This window comes from Halanaerobium polyolivorans (genome assembly GCF_020711195.1).
In the GTDB taxonomy this organism is placed as follows: domain Bacteria; phylum Bacillota; class Halanaerobiia; order Halanaerobiales; family Halanaerobiaceae; genus Halanaerobium; species Halanaerobium polyolivorans.
On record NZ_JAJFAT010000012.1, the window covers coordinates 45355 to 65090 of the forward strand.

Consider the following 19736-nt stretch of genomic DNA (forward strand, 5'->3'; position numbering starts at 1 on the left):
TATTATCCACCTTTTTCTATACTATCTAAGATTATCATTACCGTTAATTTTGAAAATGATTTTTGGCTAATTTCTTTTAAACTACCCGATGTTATTTTTTCATCTGAATAGGATAAATTTTCAAACACATAAACCCGCTTTTCATCAACACCCATTTCCAATAAATATTCTGCAATTTTTGCAGGAGGAAACCTGTTGTCAGTAAATAAACCGACTTTAGAATTATTCTTAACTAATTCCAATACTTTAGTTTTATTGTCCGGGTTACCATGCAAACTGCTGATCTGCATATCATTCCAGCTCAGCTTTATTTTTGCTGCTGCAATCTGAAGTGAACTTATACCCGGTATAACTTCTAGCCTTTTTGGACCAAGCTCTCTTCTTAAATAATTGAGCAAACTGTAAAGACCGGGGTCTCCAGATACGAGTACTGCAATATTTTGGCTTTGATAATTTTCTAAAATAAAAGATTTTATTTTATCAAGTTCAGAGCTGATCTTAATTTTTTTCTTTTCTGAATCACCAAACAGTTTTAGGGCTCTCTCTCCTCCTATTAGTACATCAGCTGCTTCTGCTGTTTTTTCTGCTTTTTTAGTTAAATAATCTCTACTTCCTGGTCCTATGCCAAGCACATATATTTTATTCAAAGTCAAATTCCTCCTCTGCACCTTTAGATACAGCAATTATCCCATGTTTAAAGCTGAATATAGCAGCATTAAGCTCTATTTCTTTATCTATTTTTTCTGCTGCCCTTAAAGCAACGGCTTCAACTATACTTTTTAAAACATCTCTCATGTTTTTTTCTATCAGATAATCAGCTGATTCTTCTGCAGTGTTCTGAGCAAATATATCTTTTATAATTTGTTGATCAGCTCCAGATAGAGCTGCATGGGCAGCGATGATTTCTTTTCTGCCATCCGCCTTTTTGCTGTGGGTGTTAAAAATACCTCCTGCTACTTTAACGATTTTACCGATATGACCAAAGATAATAATTTCTTCTAGATCAAGACCGGAGCTCTGTTCAAGCATGAAGCCAACAAAATTGCTCATCCGTATTATCTGTTCTTCTCTAATACCTAACTCAAGCAACCTATCTCTACCATTATTGCCGAAGACAAAATATAATTTTTTCTCCCCCAGGGCAGCTGCCTGTTTTAACTCTACTGAAAGAGATTCTTTATAGGCAGATTCTGACATTGGTTCGACTATTCCACTGCTGCCGAGTATTGAAATTCCCCCTTTGATACCAAGCCTGGGGTTAAAAGTTTTCTCTGCAGCTTCTTTACCTCCAGGAACCGAAATTGTCAGCTTAAATTTATTGTTTTGGGGAAAAACTTCTCTAACTGCTTTTTTAAGCATTTTACGTGGAGTAGGGTTAACTGCTGCAGAACCCACGGGAAGTTGAAGCCCTTTTTTAGTTACCGTACCAACACCTTCACCGGCAGCTATATTAATAATACTTTCTTCAAGCTGTTCATCATAAACCAGCCTCTCTAATACAGCATATATTTTCAATCCATCTGTTACATCAGGGTCATCACCAGCATCTTTAACAACTGCTGCTTTAGCTCTATCGGCACTATACTCAGCATCACAGATATTCATTTCCACTTTTATGCCATAAGGAGTATTTATCATTACCTGTGAGACCATTTTTTGATTGAAAAGCATCAATGCTGCGGCCTTAGCTGCTCCAGCTGCTGCAGTACCAGTGGTATAACCAAGTCTGTATTTTTTTCCTCCTTTAGTAATATACTTTTCAAAAGTCATCCTTAATCTCCCATCATATATAGAATAGAATTGACAATTGAAGCAGCAACAGCACTACCTCCCTTTCTTCCTTTTAAAGAGATATGAGGGATATCACTCTGCATAAGCTCTTCTTTCGATTCTGCTGCCCCAACAAACCCAACCGGAGTCCCAACAATAAAATCTATTTTTAGCTTTTCTTCTTTTTTTAACCTAAGAAGTTCAAATAGTGCTGTTGGTGCATTGCCAATAGCAAATATTTTTTTACCAGGCAGTCTGGCAGCTTTTCTGGCAGCCATTATTGACCTTGTCAGACCGGTTTTTTCTGCTTCTTCCATAACTTTTTTATCCCTGATAAAACATTTAAGCTTTCCACCATACTGAGCCAATTTTCTTTCATTTATTCCAGATTTAAGCATTGTTACATCCGTAATTATGTCTGCACCTTCTCTAATAAGCTGTTGAGCTTTTTCAACGGCTCTGGGAGAAAAACTGACCTTAGTTGCCAGCTCTGTATCTGCAGATGCATGGACTACTCTTTTTATAGTCTTTCTTTCTGCTTTTGTACAGTTTAAATTTCCAATTTCTTCATCAATCATTCTCATGCTTTTTGCTTCTATTTCTCTGGGATTGTTTTCTTCCATCATTTACCTCCTTCAAGAGTAAAGTGTTCAAGTGGTTTATTTTTCAATGCCCTTACGAGCCTTAATACCTTTTTTATAATAATGCTTGATTTCCTTCATCTCTGTAACAAGATCTGCATATTCTATCAGCTCTTCTGCTGCATATCTTCCTGTAATAACTACCTCAATATTTTTCTGTCTTTTATCTAAAATAGAGATTAAGTTGTCAATAGAAAAGAAATCATAATGAACAGCTATATTTGCTTCATCAAGTATTATTAAATCATATTTGCTATTTTTCAGCAGTTCTTCAACCTCTTTAAGACCCTGTCTGGCTGCTTTTTTATCTTTCTCTGAACTTTTTCCTTTAATAAAATAATTGTGCCCATACTGTTTTAAATCAATATTTTCTATTTCTGAAATGCTTTTTAATTCACTGTACTGCATCCCTTTAACAAACTGGGCAATAAACACCCTTTTATCAGCTCCTACCGCTCTAAGAGCTAAGCCCAAAGCTGCTGTTGTTTTGCCCTTTCCACAGCCAGTATATACATGTACCATAGCTTTCATAAAATCACCAGCTTTTATTTTCAAAAATTATTTTGTAAAATGATTCCATATCAATATATTTCCTAAACATATCTGCCAGATAATTATAATTCTCTTCTCTGATTTCTAAAGCAGTTTTATTATTGGCCTCAGGAGGTGTTAAACCTTTCTTTGCAAAAAGATGGCTTATTAAAGCCTTTCTAAATTCATCATTTTTGAAAATATCATGAATATATGTACCCCAAATATTACCTTTATCATTAATCGCACCATCGGGCTGACTCTTAACTGAATCAAAAGTTTCTAACTTTCTCTGCAGTCTAAAAACAGGCTTAACATTAGAATCTCTGATCGTCCTACCCTGATGAATCTCAAAACCACTCAAATTTTTATAAGCAGCATCAGCCTCAAAAGGTAAATTATTTATCGAGTTTGCCGTTACCTGATTGGTCACTTTTTCTGCAGCCAAAACTGTTTTAATATTAAGTAGATTTAAAGCATTTATACTTCTGGAACTTATTTCAAAATTTTCAGGATCTCTAATTTCCTTACCAAGCATCTGATAACCTCCACAGATTCCGATTATATCTTTGTCTTTTCTGGCAAGTTCTTTTATTTGCTCAGCCATTTTTGAACTATAAAGATATTTAAGATCTTTAATAGTTGTTTTGCTTCCCGGCAAAATAAGCAGGTCTGGATTAGCAATTTCATCTGCCCTTCTGACATAGCGAAGCTGCACTCCTTTTTCAGCCTTAAAATAATCGAAATCAGTAAAATTAGACATCTGAGGATAGGCAATAACCACTATGTCAAGTTGATCATTTGTATTGTTAAAAATATTATTTTCGAGACTGTCTTCAGCAGGAAGGTCCAGCTCTTCTAAATATGGCAGAACACCAAGCACCTTTTTAGAAGTAAGTTCTTCAATCAGCTTTACTCCCTGCAAAAACTTCTCTGGATCACCTCGAAACTTATTAACTATAATTCCTTTGACTCTCTCTCTTTCTTCTTCAGTTAACAGATCAAGAGTACCAATAATAGAAGCAAAAACTCCCCCTTTATCAATATCAGCTATCAGAATTACTGGGGAATCTGCAAGTTCAGCAGCTTTCATATTTACCAGGTCTTTATCTCTTAAGTTCACCTCGGCAGGGTTTCCACCACCTTCAAGTACCAGTACCTCATAGTTGTTTTTCAGTACAGCCAGCGCTGCTTCGATTATCTCAAGCAATTTATCTTTAGAGGCAAAATAATCTGCGGCATTCATATTTTTATACAGTTTTCCCTTTAAAATCACCTGAGAATTATTATCTGCATTTGGTTTTAGAAGTATTGGACTCATTTCTACAATTGGCTCAACCTGAGCGGCTTCTGCCTGCACTGTCTGGGCAACCGCTATTTCTTTACCATCTTTTGTTATCCAGGAATTTAAAGACATATTCTGTGATTTAAATGGTGCCACAAGATATCCATCCTGAGCTAATACCCTGCAGGCTGCTGCTGTTATTATACTTTTACCTGCATCTGATGCTGTACCTTGAAACATAATAGCTGCTGTCATAATTAACTCCTTCTGCTTAAATTTAAAAGTTTATCAATATCTACTCTGCTTTCAACAATGTCTGCTAGCCTGTTAAGCTCTTTCTGCAGATTATCATGATAAGAGTTTTTGAGACTTTTAGCTTTCTCCTTATTTAAAGAAAGATTTTTCTTTTCTTTTAAATAATTAATTAAAGATCTGCGAAAACTGTCATTATCAAACAAACCATGCAAATAACTACCAATACAGTTACCTTCTAAATCGACAGCACCATCCATTATTTTTACCTTTTCTCCAGAGCGTTTCTGCAGCTCAAATAATGGTTTGCTCTTCTCTAAATATTTTGTAATACCCATATGAATCTCATAACCCTTTAAGTTTTTATTAAAATCAAAACCAGAAAAAGGCTCAATTTTTTCTAGTTTATTATTCAAAACTGCTTCAACCTGATGAGTTGTTTTATCAGGCAAAAATTCTGTATCAATTGGAAGTAAATTTAAACCTTCCATCTTTTTGCTGCCACCTTCTGTCTGATGTTTGTCATAAAGACTGCGGCCAAGCATTTGAAATCCTCCACAGATTCCCATAATCAGTGTTCCTGTCTGTGCTGCAAGCTTTATTTTAGCAGCTAAACCTGAGCGCTTTATAAAATCAAGATCTTTAGTTGTGGTTTTACTGCCGGGTATAATAATCAAATCAAAGTTATTTAAACTCTGAGCCTTTTCAATATATTCTAAATAAACATCAGCCTCCATTTTTAGACTATTAAAATCACTGAAATTTGAAATATGAGGAAGTCTAATTATCCCGATTTTAATTTTATTACTGCAGTTTTTTTGACTTCTTTTTTTAAGCGATGCTGAATCTTCCTCAGGTAGATTAAGATCTTTAAGATAGGGAATGACACCGAGAACTTCCTTGCCCGTATATTCTTTTAAAAAGCCAAGAGCAGGTTTTAAAAGTTCAAAATCTCCTCTAAATTTATTTATTAAAAGTCCTTGGACTAATTTTTTTTCTTTTTCAGAAAGAAGTTTTAAAGTTCCCACCAGAGAAGCAAGTGCTCCCCCGCGATCAATATTGCTGATCAGAAGTACAGGAGAATTATAAATTTCTGCAGTAAACATATTTGCAAAATCTGGACCACTGCGGTTTATTTCGGCAGGACTACCAGCGCCCTCAATAATTATCAAGTCATTTTCCTGTCTCAATTTTTGCAGAGAATTCCTGATCGTTTCTGCAAATATTTCTCTATAATCTTTTTTCTCCTGAGAATAATATATATTTTTATCTGCTTTTCCTCTGATTATAACCTGGGTCTGGCCATCTCCCATGGCTTTGATCAAAATAGGCTGCATATCTACCTCGGGCTCCCGTCCGGCAGCCTCAGCCTGCAGTGCCTGAGCAATACCAATTTCTCCTCCGTTTTTTGTTACATATGAATTAAGCGACATATTCCAGGCTTTAAAAGGGACGGTTTTTATCCCCCTCCGACTAAAAATCCTGCATAAAGCTGCTGCAAAAAGACTTTTACCAGCATCAGAGGCTGTAGCCTGAATCATTAATGTATCTGCTCTATTTTTCACTGCAAATCTTCTCCTTATCATAATTTCTATTGAAAACTGAAAAAAATTAAAAAAACTCAGCCCAGGGGCTGAGTAAAATAACAGATAATCATAAAAAAATTCTGATCAGCAGAGAAAATAAAATGCTTATAATTCAGAATTTATGAGCACTATTAATTCCTGTTCCCGAGGATTAGATAGATAATACAAAAGGCAGGTCTCCTGACTCCTGACATTAGCAAACAAATTTATATCCTTCCCCAGGCTAAATATTGAGTGGATTCAAAAAAATGTTCTGTCAGTTACAGTGGCGGGCCCGTCCAGGTTTTTCACCTGATTCCCTATTCTCTTTCAGCCTTAGCTGAAAACACCTTGCTGTATTAATATATTTAATTTTATAAATAATTAGTAAACTAATGGCAAGAAAAAAATATTGTCTCTTAATTTAAATATTCAATACAAGGATTAAATATCCTGCAAAAAGCAGAAATTATTTAAAATTATCGCCACAAAGGAAATTGAGTTTGCTTAAAATAGCGGAATCGGCAAAGAATTTTATCTCGGTAAGAGAATTGTTTTCAATTTGAAACTGCCAGAACCTATTTGGGGGTACTTCAATTATCTCTGTTAAATAAGTCTTAATAACCCCTCCATGTGTGACAACAATAATTTTTTCTCCTTTATGTTTTTTTATAATATTATTAAAAAATTTATTTACTCGGTGATTAAATTTACTTACCTCTTCCCCACCGGGAGGATGATTTTTCAGAGGATCCTCCTTCCAGGCCTTAAATTCTTCAGGGTATTTATTTTCTATTTCTTTAAAGCCAAGACCTTCCCATTCCCCAAAATTTAATTCTCGTATTTCTTTTGCTTCAATAATTTCTTTACCCATTTCTCTAGCTATAAAACGGGCCGTCTTTTTAGCTCTTTTTAAATCACTACAATAAATATGATCATAACTAAGCATTTTTAAAAATTCTGCATTTTTTTTAGAGTTTTTCCGACCTCTCTCATTTAATTCTATATCACTCTGTCCCTGAAAAATTAACTTTTTGTTCCACTCTGTTTCTCCATGTCTTATTAAAAGCAGCTCAGTTTTCAAAAGCTGTCCTCCTTTATCATCTATAGTTACTTTTAGTTCTTCATAATCATAACCAATGCCAAATCTAAAGAGCACTCTCGTCGGAAGTGCCTATCTGAAAATTAATTTTGAAATTAATTGAAAATTCTTTCCAAAAAGCCTCTTTCTTCTTTAACTTCTATATATAAGGCGGTATTAAAACGTCTTCTATCATATTCCTGGCCCTGATATTCTCCGCTCTTATTTTCATCTGTTAAGTTTGAAATATGTACCATCCAGCGACCTTCAGTTTCAAGAACAAAGGAAACAAAACCGTCTTCATCACTATTTAAAGACTGGCTCTGTTCTATTGGATCAACAACTGTTAAAGATTGATCACTGACAGCTTCACCCTCATATATCAACTGTAAAGTAATCTCTTCTCCAGCATTATTATAAAAGCCTTCTTCATTAACAATGTTAACTTTAAGCCCTGTTTCTGGAATAGTTATCTTATCAACATCTCCTACAATTAAAGGAGCTTTAGCATTATAATCTCTTAACTGCAGACCATCCCCATCTTCAGTACCATCCATAACATCTCTAGTGCTGTTAAAAACGATCCAGTAAAGTCCCTGCTCTTCAGGCTGGTAAGCGGCATAATACTTTTTTTCATTAGCTCTAAAGTCAATATCATTTTTAGAGCCATCTGGAGATATAATAGTTAGGATTCCTTCCTCTAAATTAGTAAAATGAGAATGTTCGGAATCATATGTATCGGGAAAATGGCCAAAACTAATTTCTATATCTACAGATTCTCCTGTATTAACTTCCTGGGGGAACTCTAACAATATTTCATGTGCTGCTGCTGTTTGAATTGATAAAGCAACAGCTAATAAAATAGCAAAAATGTATATAAGATTTCTTTTAAAATTTATTTTTTTCATTTTATTGTTCACCTCTCCTGGTTTTTTTGAAAATATAGTAAAAAGCAGCTATAACTAAAATTAGTAATATTCCTCCCATGGTTCTAAACCAGAGGGGCAAACTATCCATCAGAGACGTCTGCTGGCCCTGACCAAATACCAAAACTGCTCTATGTCCCATTCCATCATCTGCAATCATCTTCTGGGCTTCGGTTTCAGGACTATATTCATAATAGCCTTCTTCATCACTATAACCCTCTTCAACTATTTCGCCAGCTTCTGTTTCAAGAACAATTTTAACTTCCGAGGCCTGACCGCCATCATCAAAACTAAGCTTAACTAAACCCGCTTCCTCTTCTTCAATAATCAAACGATGAGCTGAAGCTGTATCAACCTGCAGAAATATTAATGCAATAAATGCTAAAGTAAATATTAAAGCAATATAAGCAGTTTTCTTTTTAATTTTAATCAACTCCTTCTAATTTTATTAAAATAACAATTTATGAAAATAAAGAAAAAACATTATAATTAAATCAAATTAAAAATCTGGTATCAATTAAAACAAAACAAAGCAAAATAACTAAAAAACCAACTAAAAAGGTTAGATCTGAGGCTTTTAAATCAAAATCCTGTTTAATATAAATTTTATTGTTAAAACCTCTGGCCATCATAGCCTGATAAACCCTCTCTGAACGATCATAACTTTTTATTAAGAGCATTGCAATTAAATAACAATATCCTGTATAAGTTTTAAAACAAGATTTATTTTCTAAACCTCTAGCTTTAGCAGATCTTATCAATTTAGTTAACTCTTTTTTTAAAACAAAAAGATAACGATAAAGAAAATAAGCCAAATAGATCATTTTTTTAGAAAACTTAAAATAATTTAAAGCCTGTAATAAATCTGTTACTTTAGAAGTTGCAAGCAAGGCTATAACAGCTAACATTATGGAATTGGCTCGCAAACTTATAGTTAAAGCATAATATATTCCTTCAAGTGAAGCCGTTAAAGGACCTATATGCAAAATTGCCTCTCCTTTATAACTAAAAGGAATAAATAGCCAGACACTACCTGTGAAAATATTAACTAATATAATACGTTTTAATACTTTTTTAAATTCCAGTCTAGCAATGCTCAGCAAAACTATACTGAGAAAAAGAGCCTGACCAAGCATCAAAATACTGCTGCTTACAGCAATAATAAGGGCATATAAAAATATTATTATCAACTTAATCCGTGGATCAATTTGATGTAAAATCGAATTTCCACTGGCAAAGCTTTCGTTAATTGCCTCCATTTTAATCACATCCTTTAATTCTACAGTTACTTTTTCTAATTAATTCTTAATATTTCAGGTTTGTTTTTTAATAAAAAAGAGATAATTACAGCTGTTAAGCTGCCTTCTAATAGAGCTAGAGGAATATAAGATAATGAAATTACTATTGCTAATTCCCTAAATGATCCCTCTGTTATTATAAGCGCTGACATCAATAACAGAGCAGAACCAAGTACTGCAATAAAACCTGCTCCAAAGCCTGCAATAATTATTTTTTTTCCTTCTTTAGCTCTGCTTCCTGCTGTAATTCTAAAAAGCAAAAATGCTAAAAAGCCTGGTAAAGCTGTCAAAATAGTATTTACACCAATCACTGTTAAACCTCCAAACTGAAATAAGACTGCCTGTAAAAATAATACCAACAAAAAAACAGGAAAAATCTTCCACCCTAAAATCACACCACCAAATCCATTTAGAATTAAATGAACAGAAGTAGGTCCTAAAGGAAGATGAAGCAAAGAAGCAACAAAAAGAGCAGCTGATACTATTGCAGTCTTAGGAATATCTTCTTCATCCAATTTTTTAAGTCCATATGCTGATCCAACTGCAGCCCCGGCTGCTCCAGCTGCTAAAACAGGAGCTGAAAGAACACCTTCGGCTATATGCATTTTAAAACCTCCTAAAAAAATTATTTTTTATTTATATATTCATGAATTCTAGCTTGAGCTTCTTTTGTATTTAAAGGCAAAGGACTGCTGTTAAGCTCAGGAAAATCACAAACAATCTGGCTTGCAGTACTTAAGCTGAGATTTGCCCTGGTTAGTAAAGATTTATTTTGAAGAAGCTCTCTTTTGCCTTGAGCCAATAATTTACCATCTTTTAAAATCAAGAGGTTTTCAGCCCATTGAGCTGCAAAATCTATGTCATGACTGACAATTATAAGGGTTTTACCTGCCTCATGTAATTTATTTAAAATAGAAATCAAATTATCTTTTCCAGCTGGATCGAGAGCAGCTAATGGTTCATCAAAAACCATAATTTCAGGATCTACAGCTAAAACTCCGGCAATAGCAACTTTTTTCTTCTGACCATAACTTAATTTGTAGGGAGCCTTATCTCTTAAATTAAAAATATTGAGTTTTTTTAAAACTTTTTCAATAGCCTTATCAACTTCATCTTGAGGAACCCTATTAAAATTTGTTAAACCAAAGGCTATATCCTCATAAACTGTTGGGCAGAAAACCTGATCATCAGGATCCTGCATAATTAAACCTACATTTTCTCGAATCCAGGCTTTATTTTTTTCATTAATGTACTGATTAGCTATTTTCAGTTCTCCCTCTTGAGGAAAAATCAAGGCATTTAAGTGGAACATTAATGTTGTCTTGCCGGCTCCATTAGGACCTAGCACAACTGTTTTACTACCTTTGTTAATTTGAAAAGAAATTTCTTTAAGAGCCTTAGTACCATCATCATAACTATATGTTAAATTTTTTACTTCAATAATTGGCTGCAAATAATCACCTCAAATCTATAATTAAATTAAATAAAAAAATCTGACCTCAATAGTAAGATCAGATACAGATAACAGCCGGACTTAAAATATAAAACCTCAATCCACAGTAGATTGAGGGAGTTTGAACATCCAGCTAATCACCTACCTTCCTTGCCATCGAAGATATAGCAGGTATAATAAACAGGTAGGTCTCCTGACTTCTGACATTTGAACTTAACCTTCCCTGAGTTTAAGGCTCAAGTGGTATTTAATAGTCCAAACTTAATTATCAGTTACAGTGGCGGGCCCGTTCAGGATTTACACCTGATTCCCTATTATCCTCTGACTGTGGTCAGAGGCACCTGTTAATTATATATTTAGTTTTATTGTCCTCAATATGTAATATTCTTCATTAAAATAATAATTCCTGCCTGCAATTTTAATTTATTAGAATTTTTAAAAATTTTGCAACTAGTTCTATAGATCACAAAATTGATAAAAACTCTTTATTTTTAAACATTCTTGACTATTCTTTTTCATTATAAAAAGAATATAATAATATTTCTAAATTATAATTATTGGAGTTCATCCAAAAAACAAGCACATCCGGTTTTCTGCCGATAAATCCTATAACAAATATTAACTAGAAAAAAAGGAGTAATGCCCAATTTTCTCGAAATCAATAATAGAATTAAAAAGATAACGTCAAATAAAATATGATAGTTACCATAAAATGTAAGCAAATAGTAATAGAGAACCACTAATTATGATTATAATGAAAATGATAGAAAAGTCAAAAGTTTGAAGTTGTAAATAATTCTAAAAAATGGTATTTGGTAATTATAAATATCCAAAAGAATTTAGTCTGTTTTTCAAAAAACTATCTATTTACTGATCAGTTTTGCTGATCCACTTGATGAGATGAGCCCAGGATTCAATAGGTTGACCTCTTGAGCCCTCTACTATCAGCGGTGGTTTATCATCAAAAGAACTATGAGGTTTTAAATAGTTGAAATAAAGCTGATATAGAGTGATATGTGAAAGAGCACCATCAAAAGAACTAAAGCTTTTATGACGCTTGTAATGAGCTTTATAAGTACCGAAAAACCTTTCGATGATGTTTTTATAGGGTCTGTAGACTTCATCTGAATTATCATAATCAGTAAAAAGGCCTTTGACCTGTCGGTGATCTATATCAGTTTTAAAAAAGATTTTGGCAGCATGCACAGCAGCTCTATAAATTGGAGCCATATCTGAAACTAAGACAAAATCTTGACACTGGTATTGGTCAATAATTCTTTTGAGGATGGTAATTGCTCCTTTAGCATCTCTGTGTTCAGAGAGATGCTGAGCAATAACACAGCCATTTTTACCATCGATGGCGGTAAAGAGATAATGCCAGCTGCCTTTGATTTTAACATATGTTTCATCAACAGCAACAATACCAGATAAAGGGAGATCAAGGTCATTGATCTTAGGACCAAGTCTGTAGGCTAAAGAGACAGTCCAGTTCTGAATGGTTTGAGCTGAAGGTGAAACATCATAAGCAAGCTTAAGAGCTCTTTTAGTCTGTCTTAAAGAAAGTCCAAGGCCGACATAAAAGTCCATAGCTTTGGAGATGATAAAGTTTCCATAGTGAGAGTGATCAAGATTAACAGGTTTTTTATCAGGCCTTGAAACTTCAAGATCATCGACATCAAAGTCATAAGCTCTATAGCGATAACGCTTATGTTCATTTTGCCATTTGTCACATTCATCATTGCGGCATTTATACTTGGTAAAATGCTTGCGTTCCTTTTCTTTAGAAAGAGCGTAGCCGCAAAAAGGGCAGCGGTAGGTGGGATGGTTCTTGGGTCTTTCATTAGGGTTTTCAGGAGCCCACTGATGATTACAGACTTTACATTGGAACTTTTGATAACCATCTGAATCATGGCCAAAACTGTAGAGATATTCTTTTGGAGCGCCGCATTTAGAGCATCCTTCAACATCTACAGTTAAGGGTTTGCGTCTGTTAACTGGTTTGATTGATTCACCTTTTTCTCTGGCTTCAGCTATAATTTCCTGATAATCAGGATTATTATACTCGATATCAGGTAGTGGATCATCAAAACTGTTGAATTTGGTATAACTAGCATCAAGTTTTTTCTTGGGTACAAAGTCAACGTGAAAAAGCACTGAAAAATAGAGATAGATATTAACGATAATTTTCATGATAAATTCAAGCAGGAAATTAGTTGTTTTTCGAGAAATCATAACTTAGGATCCCTTCCTTTCTGGGTGTAGTAGGTTGTGACTTCTCAATTACTATTTACGAGCTCAGGGGGAGGGATTCCTGCATTTTATATAGATTCCTAACCTGACAACTATGATAACTATTTATATTTTTAAAAAAACATTTAGATTTGACGTTACGATTAAAAATTAAGGAGGAAAATTATGAAAAGTAAAATTACTTTTGCTAAAGTTGCCAACAGTATTGCTTTCTTTTTAACAATTCTTATTAATTTTTTAGCAAACTATCTACCAATAAATAATATATCTACAGGAGAAGTTTCTGCAAATTATCAAAACCCCTTTACACCAGCCGGTTTTACCTTTTCTATCTGGGGGTTAATTTATCTTCTCTTATTATTATTTATAATTTACCAATTTTCAAACAATGGTGAAATAAAAGAAAAATTTTCGCCTGGCCCTTATTTTGTTTTAGCCTCACTGGCCAATATAACCTGGTTATTTCTCTGGCATTATCATTATATTTACCTTTCAATGCTGGTTATATTAATTTTACCTTTATCTTTATTTCAAATTTTTAAAAGAATCCATAATTACAGTAATTATTCAGTTAAAGAATATCTTGCTATAAAACTACCTTTCAGTATTTATACTGCCTGGGTATTTATTGCATCTCTTGCTAATTTAATGGTTAGTTTAGTATATTTTAAATCTGATTGGCCTGCTAATTTTTTAGTTATTTCAACTATTGCAGCTATTTTACTGGGATTATATCTGACAATAATTATTTTAGATAAATATCAAAATATTGCATTTTCTTTAGTTATTGTCTGGGCATATTCAGGAATTATTGCCGCTCAATTATCTAGCCATCAGTCTGCCTTAGTTGTTATTACTACAGCAGTCCTATCTATAATCATAATTACAGTAAAAATAATAGCACTAATTTTTAATAATTTTAGTTAATTGTTTTTTATAATTAATCCACTTCCATCAAGCTGCATATATTCTGCTTGAGCACAACTTTTACAATAAATTTTTTCTTCTTTTTCTACTGCTTTAGCTGCCATTATCTTTTCTTTACACTGGCTGCAGTACTTATCTTCAAAAATTGGAGCATAATCTGGAATATCAATTTCAATATCTTCTTCTATTTTAAAATATTTCGCTGGTTCTTCTTCAATAATCTCAAAGGCAATTTTTTGCCAGAGCTCTTTTAATTCTTTTTCTTCAGCTCTGCTGCCTTCTCTTCTGGCAACAACTTTTTCAAACAGTTCTTTTGCTGCTGGATAATCTTTTTCTAAAAAATCATTATTAGACAGATAATAGCGGAGATTTTTACCTTCTCTGCTGACAAAAGTTACTGCTGTTTTACCAATATCTCTATAGATTAAAGCATTATTGCCAAAGGTAGCTCCACTTACAAATTGTATTCCATCACTAAAACAGCTATTTGTTTCTAAAACTGCCAGTAATTTTTCCATCCCAGCATCAGCGGCTTCCATTTTGTTTAAAGCATCAACTCCAGCTAATACTCCTAAGGCAAGATAGGGGCAATAATGACCGTGTAATTCTCCAGCTTTTAGTAAAAGCTCATCTATATTTTGATATCTAATCATCTTTTCTACTTTATAGCGAGGATTATTTTTTTGTAATGACATAGATGCTTCATCCATAAAAGATGCATAAGGCTTAATATCTACAACCGGAGTTCCATCTATGGCATCAAGACCATATACATATAGTTTGTTGCCTTCCCTTTTTAAGAGCTCTACAGTTGTAATTCCAATTCCACTGGGTCTACGAGGACTTCGAGAAGCAAAAAGTCCTTTTTCTCCCCCGATTCTTCTCTTACTAATTAAGTCATATCCTTCTGATTTATGAAAATAAAATAAAATCTGCAGATATTCATGTGCTTCGATTCCATATAGACCATCTAGAAATTCTTCTTTTACTTCAATTACGCTTTCACTTTTCTTCATTTTGTCAGGCCCAATCGGCTCTTTATATTTGCTTTTAACTTTTGCAATCTCGGTTAAATTCACTCTATCCCACCTTTTATTTGTTAATATTATACAACAACTCTTTCTGGTATTATAACCTGGCTGCCATTGTGTTCTTTTAGACTAACCTCTACTCCATAAACAGTATTGATTTTGGCAGCAGATAAAGAATTTTTGTCACCATCAGAGTAGATTTTCCCATCTTTAAGCATAATAATTCTATCACTAAAACGACTTACAAGAGAAAGGTCATGCATGGTAACTACTGCAGTTTTGCCTTTATCAACCTCAGCTTGAATAAGCTCAAATATTTCAAGTTGATGTTTTAAATCAAGATTATTTGTAGGTTCATCCAATAAAATCAGATCAGCCTGCTGGGCCATCATCCGGCCTATAAAGACTTTTTGTTTTTGCCCTCCACTTAAATTATTTATATTTGTACAAGAAAAATCACCTAAATCAAGTTTAGCTATTACTTCTGCAGTAATTTCTTTATCTTTTTGACTGGCCCTCCAGCTGCTGTGTGATTTTCTTCCCATCAAAATAGTTTCAAAAACTGTTAGGGGGAAACTGTAATTTTCCAGCTGTGGTATATAAGCAATAATTTCTGCCAGCTCATTTTTGCTGTAAGAAAGCAAATCTTTAGCCTTTATTTTGATATTGCCCTGTTCTACTTTTAAATATGAATTTATGCATTTTAAAATAGTACTTTTACCTGAGCCATTAGGGCCAATTAAGGTGATTAATTCTCCCTTTTGAGCAGTAAAGTTAATATTTTTTAGCACTTCTTCTCTACTATAACTAAAGCTTAAATTTTCAACTTTTAGCATCACCAATACTGCCTCCCTTTTATAACAAGATAGATAAAGAGTGGTGCTCCTAAAAATGCAGTTAAAACCCCAACCGGTAAAACCACCGGCCTAAAAGCTGTTCTGGCCAGATTATCAGATATTATTAAAAGCAGTCCCCCAGCAAGAGCTGAGTTGATAAAAAGTTGTCTCTGACTACCAACCGCTATTTTTCTGATAATATGTGGGGTTACCAGGCCAATAAAACCGATAATACCAACAAAAGAAATGATTACTGCAGTTAATATAGAAGCAGCTGTCATTGCCGTTAAACGCAGTTTAGCAGAATCTACTCCTAAACTTGAGGCAACCTCATCACCGGCATTCAAAATACTGTAATCCCAGCTCTGATAAATAAAATAGGCTGTAATTATAATAAAAACTATTGTTATAATCAACAGCTGATTCCAAGTCGTTCTGCCTGGATCACCAAAAGTCCAATAAATAACTGAAGCTAGTTCCAGGTCATCAGCAAAAAACTGTAAAGCTGTAGTCCCAGCTGTAAAAAGAGATGAAAGAGCTATACCTGCTAAAACAATTGTTTCAGCTGTTGCCCTATTCTGTCTGCTGATAAATAGTACAATTACAACAGCAATCTGAGAAAATAAAAATGCTGCTGCTGAAGGTAAATATACTCCTTCTAAAAAAGCAAAATTTTCAATTACTGCAGAAAAATCAAGTACAACTATAGAAAAAGCTGCTCCAAATGCTGCTGCATGAGAAATTCCCAAAGTAAATGGAGAGGCAAGAGGATTTTTTAAAATACACTGCATTACTGCCCCGGATAGGGCCAGTCCCATTCCAGCAATTAAAGAGGTCAAAATTGAAGGCAATCTAATATTCCAGATGATATTATAAACCATTCCTCTGCTCCCACTAAAAATAACCCTGTAAATATCACGCCATTCAATTTGGGCTGAACCTATGAAAAGACTATATATTGCTGCTGCAGTTATCAATATTATTAAAGTAAAAGTAAGTAGATATATTTTTTTATTATTTTCCTGCTGTTCAGCTAATATTCTTTTTTTCTCCTTATCACAAAATTCTCTACTCATATTATAGCCTCTTTAATCAAAACTTATATTTTTAAATCCACCAAATATTTCTGCCATATCTTGATAGACTTTCTCGCCAAGAAAAAATTGATAAATCTCATCTGCTTTTTCTGCTGGATCTTCTTCAATAAAGTCAGGCCCAAAGATTACCTGAGCAATATAATAAGCATCTGCCAGTACAGTAGCAAAGTTTGTAGTATAGTGATTATATGGAAGTACGCCATATAAATTATTATTAGTTACTGCTTGTAAATAAGCATATTCAGCTCTATTTAGATCATTTTTGACTAATTCCATTCCACCCTGATCAATAAATATGATCTCTGGATCTTTAAGTAAAAGTTCTTCTCCACTAATAAATATATTGCTTTTATCACCCTGCTGAAATACATTTTCTAAATCTAGATATTGAAAGGGAAGATAATTAGTTTCGGTTGATCTAATTCCTTGTGCTCCTCGGTGTCCAATTCCTCCTATATAAAGCTTTTTCTCTTTTAAGCTCTGATCAAAATCTGCAGCTCTATTTATAAGATCATTTTTATATTCCTGATATTTATTAATTACTTCCTCAGCTCTTTTTTCTCTATTTAAAAGTGGAGCTAAAAAATTTAAAGCCTCAGTTAATTCTTTTTCACTCATTGAACCTGCTGACTCATCATTAATTAATACAAGGGGAATAGAAGTTTTAGCAGCAAGATTATCTGCTTCTGTTTTAGATAAATAGGAAGCGATAATTAAATCAGGCTCTGCTGCAGCTATTAATTCTGCATCTCCACCAAATTGAGGACCGATTACAGCTAAATCTCTCAGTTCAGCTTTAGCAATATTATAAGGTCTATTATTATCTCTTCTTTCAAATTCTTCAATACCAATAACCATCGAATCTGCTTCTAAATAAACTACCAGTCTCAAAGCTCCAGGGCCTACTGCAATAATTTCTTCAATCTCTTCTGGAATCATAACCTCTCTACCAGCTAGATCGGTAACAGCTGCCCCAAAAATATTAGGGCTGAACATAAAACAAAAGAAAATAAATAATAATAAAATTGATAGCTTTCTTTGCTTATTGATGAAGTCTTTAAGCATTATTTTCCACCTCATTTAAATTGCTAACAACCAGTTTGCCGTGTTTTACACCTTTTAAGGCTCTTATTTTAGAGCTTATTTCTTTAAGTTTGCTGTAATTACCCTCAACTACTATTACTTCTAAACAATAATCATGGTTAAGGTGAAGATGTAAATTAGATTTAAATAAACAGTGGTAATCATGCTGAAGCTTAATCATTTTATCTGTTAATCCCTTTTTATAGTGATCATAAATAAGGGTTAAAGTACCTGCCACCTCAGTATTTTCTTCTTTATTTTTGTGTTCCATTATTTTTTCTCTTATTAAATCTCTAATGGCCTCTGAGCGATTATTATAAATATCAGCAGTGATAGCATCAAATTGATCTAATAATTCCTTATCAATTGAAACTCCAAATCTTTTTAATTTAGACAAAAGAGCACCCCCTTGAAATAACACGAATTTTTGATTCGTGTTACTATAGTTCTTTTTAAAAGTTAATTCTCCTGCAAAAGAGCTGCTTTGTTTGGAAATTATTTTTAAACAAAAAAAATCCCTACATAAGTAGGGACAAAAATTATTTCTAAATTATAAAACTTAAAATAGCTCTGCGGCAGCTTCAGATTTAATCAATTCCATAATATCTTTTAAAGGCTTTGCTTCTTTTTCAGCAATTTTTCTGCATTCTTCATATTCAGGAGCTATTTTTAATAATTCTCCCTCATAATAAGCTGCCTTGATCTTTACTTTGCCAAAAGTAGAATTAAAATCATAAAATTTTCTTTTTAAACAACTCCGCTCTACTTTTTTTCTTCTAATACCAAGAGTTGTAGTTTCTCTATAAATTATTTTTTCTATTTCTTTGCGCTTTGACTGTTCACATAACACACTCAATTTTTGGGCAGGCCTATTTTTTTTCATCATAATATTACTCAAATAAATATCTTTTGCTCCCTTACTCAAAAGCTTTGGAAAAAGATAAGAATATATCTCTCCACTCATATCATCAATATTTGTTTCTAAGATTAGTAATTCTTCTTTAGTTTTTTTTTTGCCTGATAAACCCTTAAAACATTAGTGCTTTCTAAGTCTTTTTTACCTGCTCCATATGCTATTTTTTCTATTTCAAGCTGAGGTAAATCAATAAAGTCTTCAGCAATAGTTTTAATAATTGCTGCTCCTGTAGGTGTTACTAGTTCGCTTTTTACTCCAGTTGAATAAACCGGTACACATTTTAAAATTTCTATAGTTGCAGGAGCAGGAACAGGTATTATCCCATGGGCGGCTTTAACAAATCCACTTCCCAATGATAATGGTGATGAATAAATATGATCGTAATCAAGCATATTAATTAAAATTGCCGTAGCTACTATATCAACTATAGAATCAATAGCTCCAACTTCATGAAAATGAACTTCACTAATATCTCTTGCATGAACCTTTGCTTCAGCTCGAGCAACTTTTTCAAATATTTCAATACTTAATTTTTTTATCTTCTCATTTAAGGTGCTTTTATTAATTATTTCTTTAATATCATTAAAGTTTCTATGTTCATGGCTGTGAGCATCAGCATGATGATCGTGATGTTCTTCAATTATAACCTTAAAATCAGTAGCTTCTATCCCATTTTTTTTCACCTTTGATATTTCTATACTGTAACCTTCAAGCCCCAATTTATCTAATTCACTTAAAAATTTATCCTGATCCAGGCCTAGATCTAAAAGGGAGGCTATTGTCATATCTCCACT

Annotated in this window: 19 protein-coding genes, 1 pseudogene and 2 riboswitches; of the genes and pseudogenes, 1 reads left to right on the plus strand and 19 read right to left on the minus strand. The window is 33.4% G+C overall.

What is annotated here, in order from left to right:
• Nucleotides 1–2: 2 nt before the first annotated feature.
• The 13 genes from cbiE to LJ207_RS09175 all read right to left on the minus strand — a co-directional run bounded on the left by cbiE (nucleotide 3) and on the right by LJ207_RS09175 (nucleotide 13034).
• A complete protein-coding gene (gene cbiE / locus LJ207_RS09115; protein WP_229346187.1) occupies nucleotides 3–647 on the minus strand; it encodes a precorrin-6y C5,15-methyltransferase (decarboxylating) subunit CbiE in 645 nt (214 codons plus the stop codon).
• Entirely contained in the window at nucleotides 640–1770 is a 1131-nt protein-coding gene (gene cbiD, locus LJ207_RS09120) for a cobalt-precorrin-5B (C(1))-methyltransferase CbiD (RefSeq protein WP_229346188.1), read from the minus strand. The genes cbiE and cbiD overlap by 8 nt, the downstream gene beginning before the upstream one ends.
• Nucleotides 1771–1772: 2 nt before the next feature.
• Complete coding sequence (locus LJ207_RS09125) at nucleotides 1773–2393, minus strand: precorrin-8X methylmutase (protein ID WP_229346189.1); 621 nt, start codon at nucleotides 2391–2393, stop codon at nucleotides 1773–1775.
• Between the two features lie 36 nt (nucleotides 2394–2429).
• Entirely contained in the window at nucleotides 2430–2942 is a 513-nt protein-coding gene (gene cobO, locus LJ207_RS09130; RefSeq protein WP_229346190.1) for a cob(I)yrinic acid a,c-diamide adenosyltransferase, read from the minus strand.
• A gap of 4 nt (nucleotides 2943–2946) precedes the next feature.
• Nucleotides 2947–4482 (minus strand): cobyric acid synthase, encoded by a 1536-nt coding sequence (locus LJ207_RS09135; protein WP_229346191.1) that lies wholly within the window; start codon nucleotides 4480–4482, stop codon nucleotides 2947–2949.
• Between the two features lie 2 nt (nucleotides 4483–4484).
• Nucleotides 4485–6044 carry a cobyric acid synthase gene (locus LJ207_RS09140; RefSeq protein ID WP_229346192.1) on the minus strand — a complete coding sequence of 520 codons (1560 nt, stop codon included), beginning with the start codon at nucleotides 6042–6044 and terminating at the stop codon, nucleotides 4485–4487.
• A gap of 174 nt (nucleotides 6045–6218) precedes the next feature.
• Nucleotides 6219–6414: riboswitch (cobalamin riboswitch) on the minus strand.
• A gap of 99 nt (nucleotides 6415–6513) precedes the next feature.
• Entirely contained in the window at nucleotides 6514–7203 is a 690-nt protein-coding gene (cobC, locus tag LJ207_RS09145) for an alpha-ribazole phosphatase (protein ID WP_229346193.1), read from the minus strand.
• A gap of 38 nt (nucleotides 7204–7241) precedes the next feature.
• Complete coding sequence (locus LJ207_RS09150; RefSeq protein WP_229346194.1) at nucleotides 7242–8033, minus strand: DUF4198 domain-containing protein; 792 nt, start codon at nucleotides 8031–8033, stop codon at nucleotides 7242–7244.
• Nucleotide 8034: 1 nt separating this feature from the next.
• The gene (locus LJ207_RS09155; protein WP_229346195.1) at nucleotides 8035–8484 is read right to left on the minus strand and encodes a hypothetical protein; all 450 of its coding nucleotides are present in this window, start codon (nucleotides 8482–8484) and stop codon (nucleotides 8035–8037) included.
• Nucleotides 8485–8545: 61 nt separating this feature from the next.
• Nucleotides 8546–9310 carry a cobalt ECF transporter T component CbiQ gene (gene cbiQ / locus LJ207_RS09160; protein ID WP_229346196.1) on the minus strand — a complete coding sequence of 255 codons (765 nt, stop codon included), beginning with the start codon at nucleotides 9308–9310 and terminating at the stop codon, nucleotides 8546–8548.
• Nucleotides 9311–9345: 35 nt separating this feature from the next.
• Nucleotides 9346–9954, minus strand: a complete 609-nt coding sequence (gene cbiM, locus LJ207_RS09165) for a cobalt transporter CbiM (RefSeq protein ID WP_229346197.1) — start codon at nucleotides 9952–9954, stop codon at nucleotides 9346–9348.
• 20 nt (nucleotides 9955–9974) lie between these two features.
• Nucleotides 9975–10802: an ATP-binding cassette domain-containing protein gene (locus tag LJ207_RS09170; RefSeq protein WP_229346198.1), complete on the minus strand. Its 828-nt coding sequence runs from the start codon at nucleotides 10800–10802 to the stop codon at nucleotides 9975–9977.
• 166 nt (nucleotides 10803–10968) lie between these two features.
• Nucleotides 10969–11162: riboswitch (cobalamin riboswitch) on the minus strand.
• 507 nt (nucleotides 11163–11669) lie between these two features.
• The gene (locus LJ207_RS09175; protein ID WP_229346199.1) at nucleotides 11670–13034 is read right to left on the minus strand and encodes a DDE-type integrase/transposase/recombinase; all 1365 of its coding nucleotides are present in this window, start codon (nucleotides 13032–13034) and stop codon (nucleotides 11670–11672) included.
• A gap of 183 nt (nucleotides 13035–13217) precedes the next feature.
• On the opposite strand from LJ207_RS09175, the gene LJ207_RS09180 reads away from it, so the two are divergent.
• Nucleotides 13218–13979, plus strand: coding sequence for a TspO-related membrane protein (locus tag LJ207_RS09180; RefSeq protein ID WP_229346200.1), 762 nt, complete (start codon nucleotides 13218–13220; stop codon nucleotides 13977–13979).
• Here LJ207_RS09180 and tsaA read toward each other — a convergent pair.
• From tsaA to larC, 6 genes and pseudogenes are all read right to left on the minus strand, one after another.
• Nucleotides 13976–15058, minus strand: a complete 1083-nt coding sequence (gene tsaA, locus LJ207_RS12520; protein ID WP_229346201.1) for a tRNA (N6-threonylcarbamoyladenosine(37)-N6)-methyltransferase TrmO — start codon at nucleotides 15056–15058, stop codon at nucleotides 13976–13978. The two genes, LJ207_RS09180 and tsaA, sit on opposite strands and share 4 nt — an antisense overlap.
• 26 nt (nucleotides 15059–15084) lie before the next feature.
• Entirely contained in the window at nucleotides 15085–15846 is a 762-nt protein-coding gene (locus tag LJ207_RS09190) for an ABC transporter ATP-binding protein (RefSeq protein ID WP_229346227.1), read from the minus strand.
• Nucleotides 15846–16922: a FecCD family ABC transporter permease gene (locus LJ207_RS09195; RefSeq protein ID WP_229346202.1), complete on the minus strand. Its 1077-nt coding sequence runs from the start codon at nucleotides 16920–16922 to the stop codon at nucleotides 15846–15848. The genes LJ207_RS09190 and LJ207_RS09195 overlap by 1 nt, the downstream gene beginning before the upstream one ends.
• A 12-nt stretch (nucleotides 16923–16934) precedes the next feature.
• Nucleotides 16935–18008, minus strand: a complete 1074-nt coding sequence (locus LJ207_RS09200; RefSeq protein WP_229346203.1) for an ABC transporter substrate-binding protein — start codon at nucleotides 18006–18008, stop codon at nucleotides 16935–16937.
• A complete protein-coding gene (nikR, locus tag LJ207_RS09205; RefSeq protein ID WP_229346204.1) occupies nucleotides 18001–18423 on the minus strand; it encodes a nickel-responsive transcriptional regulator NikR in 423 nt (140 codons plus the stop codon). The genes LJ207_RS09200 and nikR overlap by 8 nt, the downstream gene beginning before the upstream one ends.
• Nucleotides 18424–18585: 162 nt before the next feature.
• A pseudogene (gene larC, locus LJ207_RS09210) lies at nucleotides 18586–19727 on the minus strand (nickel pincer cofactor biosynthesis protein LarC).
• Nucleotides 19728–19736 lie beyond the last annotated feature (9 nt).

Coding starts and splice junctions, on each gene's coding strand:
- cbiD (WP_229346188.1), bottom strand. CDS start 1,770: ATGACTTTTGAAAAGTATATTACTAAAGGAGGAAAAAAATACAGACTT.
- LJ207_RS09125 (WP_229346189.1), bottom strand. CDS start 2,393: ATGGAAGAAAACAATCCCAGAGAAATAGAAGCAAAAAGCATGAGAATG.
- cobO (WP_229346190.1), bottom strand. CDS start 2,942: ATGAAAGCTATGGTACATGTATATACTGGCTGTGGAAAGGGCAAAACA.
- LJ207_RS09135 (WP_229346191.1), bottom strand. CDS start 4,482: ATGACAGCAGCTATTATGTTTCAAGGTACAGCATCAGATGCAGGTAAA.
- LJ207_RS09150 (WP_229346194.1), bottom strand. CDS start 8,033: ATGAAAAAAATAAATTTTAAAAGAAATCTTATATACATTTTTGCTATT.
- cbiQ (WP_229346196.1), bottom strand. CDS start 9,310: ATGGAGGCAATTAACGAAAGCTTTGCCAGTGGAAATTCGATTTTACAT.
- cbiM (WP_229346197.1), bottom strand. CDS start 9,954: ATGCATATAGCCGAAGGTGTTCTTTCAGCTCCTGTTTTAGCAGCTGGA.
- LJ207_RS09175 (WP_229346199.1), bottom strand. CDS start 13,034: ATGATTTCTCGAAAAACAACTAATTTCCTGCTTGAATTTATCATGAAA.
- LJ207_RS09180 (WP_229346200.1), top strand. CDS start 13,218: ATGAAAAGTAAAATTACTTTTGCTAAAGTTGCCAACAGTATTGCTTTC.
- LJ207_RS09190 (WP_229346227.1), bottom strand. CDS start 15,846: ATGCTAAAAGTTGAAAATTTAAGCTTTAGTTATAGTAGAGAAGAAGTG.
- LJ207_RS09195 (WP_229346202.1), bottom strand. CDS start 16,922: ATGAGTAGAGAATTTTGTGATAAGGAGAAAAAAAGAATATTAGCTGAA.
- LJ207_RS09200 (WP_229346203.1), bottom strand. CDS start 18,008: ATGCTTAAAGACTTCATCAATAAGCAAAGAAAGCTATCAATTTTATTA.